Raw genomic sequence first — 7,983 nt, 5'->3', positions numbered from 1 at the left:
CACGCCGACCTGCCCGCCCGCAAACACGGCAACCCACCCCAGTAACCCCCACCGGGGAACCCCCGGAGCGCACGTACCGGCCCGGACACCGGCGCGGCGGAACCGCGCGCCCAGGCCACCAGCACCCGACCCGAAAGGGGCCCACCATGACCACCCGCAGCACCGGCAGCACCGGCAGCGCCCCGGCGGGCGGGGCGGCCACCCTGGTCCGCGTCGAACGCGGCCACGCCAGCGACGAGGAACTCGCCGCCCTCACCGCACTCCTCCTCGCCCGGACCACCTCCACCCCGCACACCAACTCCGGCCACGCCACCGGCACCCCCCGTAAGGCCCCCTGGCGCCGCCTGGAACGCACCCGCGGCTTCCCCGCCCCCCACAGCTGGCAACACTGAACCCATCAGGACCCGCCACCCCAGCCGGCGACTTCGCGGCAGGAAAAAGGGCAGGGGCGACCGCCCCCGGCACGTGGTCTGTTCCCCGCGTTCCGGACCGGTGAGAATGGCGGGGGTCCGCCGCTGTGACCACCGGCGGACTTCGGTGAATCCTGGGGGGAGACCGCAGTGGGGACCATGGGGGACTGCGTCGACGTGTCGGTGGACGGCGTCGGCCAGTGGGCCGAGATCACCGCGCTGGCGCTGGTGACGACCCGTATCAAGGCCGTCGAGCCGGGGAGACCGTTCACCGCGCGGCTGCGCGCCATGCCGCTGGGTGTCGCCCAGCTGTCCGAGCTGTCCTACGGGGCGCTGCTGTCTCAGCGTACGCCCAGGCTCATCCGGCAGTCCGATCCGGAGCTGCTCCAGGTGGTCATCACCGCTTCCGGACGCCAGCGGATCGACCAGGCACGCAACACCGCCGTGGTCGGAAGCGGGCAGATGGTGCTCTACGACAGCTCCCGCCCCTTCGACGCCCACGCCGGGAACAGCCCGGCCGGCACCACGCCCCGCGGGGCGATGCTCCAGTTCCCCAAGGCCATGCTGCCCTTCCCCGCACCGCGACTGAACAGCCTCCTCGCCGTCCCGCTCAGCGCACGCCGGGGGCCGGGCCGGCTGCTCGCCCAGTTCCTCACCACCGCCGCCACCGAGTACCCGGCCTGCACACCGGCCGACGCGGCCCGGCTGGGCACCACCGCCGTCGACTTGGCCACCGCCGTCCTCGCACACCACCTGGACCGCGAACGCGACGTCCCGGCCGACTCCCGGAAACGCGCGCTGTATCTGCGGATCACCGCCTTCATCCAAATCCACCTGGCTGACGACGCACTCACCGCCGGCCGGATCGCCGCGGCCCACCACATATCGGTCCGGTCACTGCACCGGCTGTTCCAGGAGCACGGTGTCAGCGTCCGCTCCTGGATGCGCGACCAGCGGATGGAGCGCTGCCGCCGTGATCTTGCCGACCCGCTGCAACACCACCTTCCCGTCAGCGCCATCGCAGCCCGGTGGGGATTCCCCCGCCCGGCGGACTTCACCCGCGCCTTTCGTGCCCGCCACGGCATCACGCCCAGCACCTACCGGGACCAGGCGCACCGGTGTCGCACCGTGACAGGCACACAGCACCAAGCCCCTGGCACACAGAGCTAACGCACTGCGTGACCGCTTCCGGCGAGGATGAGCATCGCTCAGCTGAGCGATGACCGACATCCGTGAGACACGTGACCGGGGTCGAAGTGCGCCCCTGCCTGCCGCCCTGTGCTGTCAGGACGCTCGTTTCAGTCAGCTCCGGAGCGGCGGAGCAGCGGCCCCGGGTCACCGGAAGGAATCCGGACCATGCAGGTGAGGAAACGCATACCGCTGGTCGCCGCTGCCGCCGCAGCGGCGGGCACGCTCGTCGCCGGCGCGACCGGCCCCGCACAGGCTCACAGCAGTGACGACTGGGCCGCGGCCCTGTCGTACGGCACCACCACCCATGACCGGCACGCGTGCAGCTACGTCGGTTCCGGGCCCAGCGCCACGGCCGGTGCGTGGATCAAGTGGACCGGCTACGACGTCGGCATCCAGGCCTGGTCCGACGACGAGGTCCGCGACGGATACTGCGCCGTCGCTCTGATCCGGTACCACGTCTACGACAACGGCCGCTGGCAGGACCACTGGCACTACCGTTCCTCCCCGGCCGTGGACTGCTCGGACGGCAACGGAGGGCGTACCGCCCAGTGGTACGGATCCCGCAAGCCGATCAAGGACGTCCATGTGCGCGCCTGCCTCGGCGACTCGCAGGGAAACCCCGCGCGGGTGAACGGCACCTGGCTGTGCGGGCCCTGGCGGTGACGAGGATGAACGAGCACACCACGCGCCGCCGCTTTCTCCTGGCGGCCGGATCGGTTACCGCAGCCGCCGCTCTGCCCCTGGCCACCGCCCGGCCCGCCCACGCCGAGGAGACCCGGGACATGCTTTCGCCGTCCGACCCGGACGCGATCATCCCTGAGGTCTCGGACTACTGGTACGCCCAAGGCGTCTCCCGCGAGCCGCTGAACGGCTGGGTGGAGTGCACGGGGGGTGAGCAGTAGTGGCGAGATCCCGCCTCGTTCGCCGCTCCCAGTGGGGAGCGAAGGACCCCACCGCCGTTTCCCACCACTTCACCCCCTGGCGCGGCGGCGTCGCGATCCACCACACGGGGGGCCGACCGAACTTCATCTCGAGCCATACTGAGTGCTACTCGCATGTGCGGGGCATCCAGAACACTCATATGGGCGGCGAATACGACGACATCGCCTACAACTTCGTCGCCTGCAGACACGGCTACCTCTTCGAAGGACGCGGCACCGGCATACGCACCGGCGCGAACGGCACCGACGTCGGCAACAGAGACTTCTACGCGATCCTGGGCCTTGTCGGTGGTCGCGTCGTGCCCGGCGCTCCTGATCCGTACGACACGATCACTCACGAGCTGCTGGACGCGCTGCGCTTCGGCGTGAGCTTCGTCCGCAGCACCGGTAGCGCGGGCAGCGAGATCGTCGGCCACCGGAACCTGTACAACACGGCGTGTCCCGGGAAGTTGTACACCTACGTGACCAACGGCTCCCTGGAGCCGGGCACAGCGCCGGACTGGACTCCCACACTCCCCGACTACGACGAAGACGACATCGGCAGCGCCCCGGACCACGTCGGTGTGCTGCTGCACTATCCCCCGACGATGCAACACCCCAGCGCGACCGTATGGCAACGGCGCATGCGGGAACGTGGTTGGTCGATCAGCGTGGACGGGTACTACGGCCCTCAGTCCCGACGAGTCTGCATCGCCTTCCAGCAGGAGAAGGGCCTCACCGTCGACGGCGTCGTGGGCCCGCAGACGTGGTACGCCACCTGGAACGCGCCGATCACGGACTCGAGCGCCGACTACCTGGACACTGCACCGGACTGGCCCGGCACCTACTTCACCTACCCGCCCTACACGACGCACTCGTCCGTCCGGACGTGGCAGCAGCGCATGCGGGACCGCGGGTGGAGCATCGCGGTGGACGGCGTGTACGGACCGGGCTCGAAGAACGTGTGCCTCGCCTTCCAGCGGGAGAAGGGCCTCGGTGTGGACGGCATCGTCGGCCCGGCCACCTGGCAGGCCGCCTGGACCGCTCCGGTGACCTGACACCTGCCTCTCGCACGGAGACCGAAGAACGAGGCAGCTCCGCAGCCCGGGAAGGCCGGCCACTCCGTACGCCGTGCCGGCACCTGGCGCCTGACCTTCCGTGCGTACCCCTGCCTCCGACGGGACCCGGGCCGACCCACAACCCCTTGGCGCCGGGTGCCAGGCCCGTCCGTCGTCGTGCCGGAGTCCGGACGAAGGGCGCTGCCCGCGCTCACCCGTCAGGGGTGCCGTAGCGGAGGCCGTCGACCAGCAGGGCGATCATGCGGTGGGTGTGGCCGTCGTCGTCCGGGGCGGGCAGGGTCAGGTTGGCCACCGCGCGGAGCAGGTCGTCGGGGTCGACGTCGGAGCGGATGCGGCCGGCGTCCGCCGCGGTGCCGAGGAGCGTGCCGAGGACGGGCACGAAGCGCTGCTGGAAGTAGCAGGGCAGGCTGTCGTAGGCGGGGTCCCCCGAGTGCAGCGCGGCACTGAGCCCGCGTTTGGTGGCGATGAAGCCGGCGAAGCGCCGCAGCCACCGGGAGAGCGCCTCGACCGGATCATGCTGCTCGGCCAGGGCGGGCGCCGCGTCGGCGCAGGCGTCGACCTCGTGGCGGAAGACGGCGGCGATGAGGTCCGAGCGCTGCGGGAAGTGCCGGTAGAGGGTGCCGGCTCCCACGCCCGCCCGGGCGGTGATCTCCCGCACCGGGGCGTCGACACCCGAGGCGCTGAACACCTCGGCGGCCGCGGTGAGCAGGGTGTCGATGCTGCGCTGCGCGTCGGCGCGGACGCGCCGACCGGTACGCGTCTCCTTCGCCGGGACGTCGTTCACGGGGCACTCTCCTCTTGCTAAACGGAACAGTGTTCCGTATCGTTCTTCACGGAACACCGTTCCGCTTACGGCAGCGTAGCGCGCTGCCGCGCACCGGCCAACGCACGAGGAGCCTGATGAAGTACCGCACGCTGGGCCGCACCGGCATCAAGGTCAGCCCGTACTGCCTGGGCGCGATGATGTTCGGCGCCAACGGCAACCCCGACCACGACGACTGCGTACGCATCATCCACAAGGCGCTGGACGCGGGCGTCAACTTCGTCGACACCGCCGACGCCTACGCCCGCGGCGAGTCCGAGGAGATCGTCGGCAAGGCCCTCAACGGCCGCCGGGACGACGTCGTGCTCGCCACCAAGGCGCACCTCCCGATGGGGGACGACCCCAATCAGCAGGGCAACTCGCGGCGCTGGCTGGTCCGCGCGCTGGAGGACTCCCTGCGCCGCCTGGGAACCGACCACGTCGATCTGTTCCAGATCCACCGCCCCGCGCCGGACACCGACATCGAGGAGACCCTCTCCGCCCTCACCGACCTGGTGCGCGCGGGCAAGGTCCGGGCCGTCGGTACGTCCACCTTTCCGGCCTCGGAACTCGTCGAGGCCCAGTGGGTCGCCGAGCGGCGCGGCCTGGTGCGGTTCCGCACCGAGCAGCCGCCGTACTCGGTCCTCGACCGCGGCATCGAGCAGGAGGTGCTGCCCGTCTGCGAGCGCTACGGCGTGGGCACGCTGGTCTACAGTCCGCTCGCGGGAGGCATGCTCACCGGCCGCTACCGCAAGGGCCGGGAGGCCGACACCCACCGGGCCCGCTTCGGCTTCGCGTACCTGACCGACGAGCGGCGGCTCGACGCCGTCGAAGAGCTCATCCCGCTCGCCCGGGAGGCCGGGATGTCGCTGACGCACCTGGCCATGGCCTTCGCCATCGCTCACCCCGGCGTGACCTCCGCGATCGTCGGCCCGCGCACCATGGGCCACCTCGACGACCTCCTCGCAGGTGCCGGGACCACGCTCACCGACGAGGTGCTCGACCGGATCGACGCCATCGTGCCCCCGGGTACCGGCGTCGGCACACTCGACATGGCCTACCACCCGCCCGCCCTCGGTCGCCCCCTGCTGCGCCGCCGGCCCGTGGAGGAGCGCGCCGCCGTCTGAGACGGCCCGGTGCCGGTACGGTACCGGGCCGTCCGGCCGCCTCGGGAAGCCCGCCGCCGGGCGACGTGCTCAGAGGGAGCGGTGGGTGCGGGCGTCCGGGTGGCGGGGGGCGGGCGGGAAGGTGGCCGTGGGGCGGCCCAGCCTGCTGACGAAGAAGGGGCGACCACGCAGGCGGAACCGCTCCCCCAGCGACTGCCGCAGGTCGTCGTGCTGGATGACCACGCTCACCGGGTGCAGCGCCAGCCCCTCCCGGGTCGCCCGCAGCCAGTAGTCCGCCAGCCGGGCGCCGCCGCGCACCATGTCGGCCTGGCCGGGGGTGTCCGTGGTGAAGTGCATCGCCGTGATGACCGGTGTGCGCCGGACGATGACCGCGAGCTGGGAGGCGAGCAGCCGGTGGTAGCCGAGCCACCGCAGCAGGGTCATGGTGCGCGGGGACAGCGCGGTCCGCAGGAACCAGTGGCGCAGCCGGGGCAGCGGGCCGAAGAGCTGCTCCAGGGTGAAGCCGTCGCCGCGGGCCTCGGCCTCCGTCGCGCTGCGGCGCAGGAAGGAGTGGGTCTCCCGCCAGGCGGCCCCGTGGCTGAAGTCGCGGCCGCCGTGCCGGGCGACGAAGTCCCCGAAGCGCTTGCGGTCGTCCGGTGACCACAGGTGGGTGACGGTGACCGGCGCGTCCTGGGCGGCGCCCGCCGAGGGCACGGTGAGGCGCTCCAGCAGCGCCGGCTCGACCGGGTCCTCGCGGTAGGGCGCGCGGTTGGTGCGGCGTGCGGCGGCCGTCGTACGGAGCTGCTCCAGCGGGCCGTCCGTATCCTCCGTATCCTCCGTGCCCTCCGCGCGGTGCAGTTCGACCAGGGCGAGCAGCGTCCAGTCCCGCGGCCACCCGGTGCCGAGCACCCGCGGCCCGTCGTCGTCCGCGTCGAAGAAGCGGAGGCGCCCGGCGGACCAGCCCTGCGCCTCCAGGGCGGCCAGCAGCAGTTGCCAGTACGCGCCGCAGCTCACCCGCATCTCGACGGCGTGGGCGGCCAGGGAGCCGATCTCGCGGGTACGGTCCAGGCCGAGCGCCAGGTACTCGGCGGCCCCCGGGGCGCCGGCGCCGGGCTCCGGGCCCTCCGGGGCGCCGGTGCCGAGTTCCGCCGCCGCGGCGGCCCGCGTGTCGTCACCGGTGAGCCGGGCCAGCGCCCAGGGCTGGCAGTTGTGCGAGGAGGGGCTGAGCGAGGCGATCGCGGTCGCCTCGCGCAGCGCGCGCGGGAAACGCCACGCCTCGGCCCGAGCGGGGAGGGGGCCTCCGGTCCGGGCGCGGCGGGAGGCCGGGCCGGAGGCCGGTTCCGAGGCCGGGCCGGAGGTCACTTGGGGGGTCACGTCGGACATCACTGCCACACCATCGCCAGGGAGTAGTCGTCGATTTCCTGTGCCACGCAGTGCCGGGGGCCGTCCCCCTCCGCGGGCAGCAGGCGCCGCAGCTCGGGGCCGGGGCGCCAGGTGAAGCGGCCGTCGGGGTGCCAGCCGGTCAGCTCGACCTCGCGGACGCCGGTGCCGATCCGCAGGCCGAAGCCGTAGTACTTGAGCACCGCCTCCTTGCACGCCCAGCGCAGCGTGAGCGGCATGCGGTGCAGCCGGGCACGGGCGGGGCCGGGCGCCGCGGCGTCTTCCCGGGCGCCCACGTCCGCGGGGACACCGGTGGCGCCTGCGGCCCGGCGCCCGGTGGCGCCTCCGGGCCCGGGGGCCCCGGGAGCGCCCGCGTCCCCCGGGTGCTCGTCGAGGGACAGCAGCCGGGCCAGATACGGGGTCAGGGTGCGGTGCGGCTCCAGGTCGACGCCGAGGGCGCCGGGCCCGCAGGCGGCCAGCGCGAAGTCACCGGCGTGTGACAGCCCGATCCCGGCCGGTCCGTCGATGTAGGGCTTGCCGGCGCGCGGGCCGTCGGCGATCCGCCGGATCCGGATCGCCGGGGCCGGGTCGGGGGCCCGTGCGCCGTGGTGCCGCTGGTGGGCGCGGACGGCGGCCTTCAGGGCGAGCCGCCCCGCCAGCCACTCGATGTGCCGCTTGGCGACCGGGAGCGCGGCGGCGAAGTCGGCCTCGTCGCGCGCCAGGTGGCGGGCGGCGAGCGCGGCGCGGGCGTCCGCCGGGAGGGTGCGGAGCCAGGCGAGGGAGACCACGGCGAAGGCGAGGCCGTTCCGGCCGAGGGCCAGGTGCAGCGGGCGGGCCCGGTCGAGGGCCATGCGGCCCGCGGGCCCGCCGCCCCACGGCAGGGCCGCGGCTCCCGGGTCCGGGAGCCCGCCCGGTGGCGTCGGCACGAGACCGGCCGTCCCGGCCGGCCGGTCACCGGCACGTGGGGCCCCGGCGGGCCCGGCCGCCGTGGGCACTGCCCGCGCCGGCGGTCCCGTGCCGGGGACCGCGCGCCGTGTGCTCGCGCCGTCCTCCGGTGCGGGAGCAGCCGGCACGGGCGGCACCGCGGCGGGCCCG

Annotated in this window: 9 protein-coding genes; 6 read left to right on the top strand and 3 right to left on the bottom strand. The window is 73.6% G+C overall.

Annotated features, from left to right (window positions below):
* The first annotated feature begins 146 nt into the window (after positions 1-146).
* From HOY81_RS26245 to HOY81_RS26225, 5 genes are all read left to right on the top strand, one after another.
* Complete coding sequence (locus HOY81_RS26245) at positions 147-392, top strand: acyl-CoA carboxylase epsilon subunit (protein WP_237323198.1); 246 nt, start codon at positions 147-149, stop codon at positions 390-392.
* 177 nt (positions 393-569) lie between these two features.
* Positions 570-1,580 carry a helix-turn-helix domain-containing protein gene (locus HOY81_RS26240; protein WP_237323199.1) on the top strand — a complete coding sequence of 337 codons (1,011 nt, stop codon included), beginning with the start codon at positions 570-572 and terminating at the stop codon, positions 1,578-1,580.
* Between the two features lie 186 nt (positions 1,581-1,766).
* Complete coding sequence (locus HOY81_RS26235) at positions 1,767-2,264, top strand: hypothetical protein (protein ID WP_237323197.1); 498 nt, start codon at positions 1,767-1,769, stop codon at positions 2,262-2,264.
* Positions 2,265-2,269: 5 nt separating this feature from the next.
* A complete protein-coding gene (locus tag HOY81_RS26230) occupies positions 2,270-2,503 on the top strand; it encodes a hypothetical protein (protein ID WP_237323196.1) in 234 nt (77 codons plus the stop codon).
* Between the two features lie 179 nt (positions 2,504-2,682).
* Positions 2,683-3,579 carry an N-acetylmuramoyl-L-alanine amidase gene (locus HOY81_RS26225; RefSeq protein ID WP_237323195.1) on the top strand — a complete coding sequence of 299 codons (897 nt, stop codon included), beginning with the start codon at positions 2,683-2,685 and terminating at the stop codon, positions 3,577-3,579.
* A gap of 211 nt (positions 3,580-3,790) precedes the next feature.
* Here the strand turns inward: HOY81_RS26225 and HOY81_RS26220 are convergent, their stop codons facing one another.
* Positions 3,791-4,384 (bottom strand): TetR/AcrR family transcriptional regulator, encoded by a 594-nt coding sequence (locus HOY81_RS26220; protein WP_237323194.1) that lies wholly within the window; start codon positions 4,382-4,384, stop codon positions 3,791-3,793.
* A gap of 116 nt (positions 4,385-4,500) precedes the next feature.
* Here HOY81_RS26220 and HOY81_RS26215 point away from each other — a divergent pair, with 116 nt between their 5' ends.
* On the top strand, positions 4,501-5,529 hold the full coding sequence (locus HOY81_RS26215) for an aldo/keto reductase (RefSeq protein ID WP_237323193.1): 1,029 nt from the start codon (positions 4,501-4,503) through the stop codon (positions 5,527-5,529).
* Positions 5,530-5,598: 69 nt separating this feature from the next.
* Here the strand turns inward: HOY81_RS26215 and HOY81_RS26210 are convergent, their stop codons facing one another.
* Together HOY81_RS26210 and HOY81_RS26205 are read right to left on the bottom strand one after the other, a co-directional pair.
* A complete protein-coding gene (locus HOY81_RS26210) occupies positions 5,599-6,891 on the bottom strand; it encodes a RedV protein (protein ID WP_237323192.1) in 1,293 nt (430 codons plus the stop codon).
* The gene (locus HOY81_RS26205; protein ID WP_237323191.1) at positions 6,891-7,814 is read right to left on the bottom strand and encodes a 4'-phosphopantetheinyl transferase superfamily protein; all 924 of its coding nucleotides are present in this window, start codon (positions 7,812-7,814) and stop codon (positions 6,891-6,893) included. Before HOY81_RS26205 ends, HOY81_RS26210 begins: the two co-directional genes overlap by 1 nt.
* Positions 7,815-7,983: the final 169 nt, after the last annotated feature.

This window comes from Streptomyces sp. JJ36, from assembly GCF_021696945.1.
Taxonomy (GTDB): Bacteria; Actinomycetota; Actinomycetes; order Streptomycetales; family Streptomycetaceae; genus Streptomyces.
The sequence above is the reverse complement of the archived record's forward strand: the minus strand, read 5'-3'. Positions and strand labels throughout refer to the sequence as shown.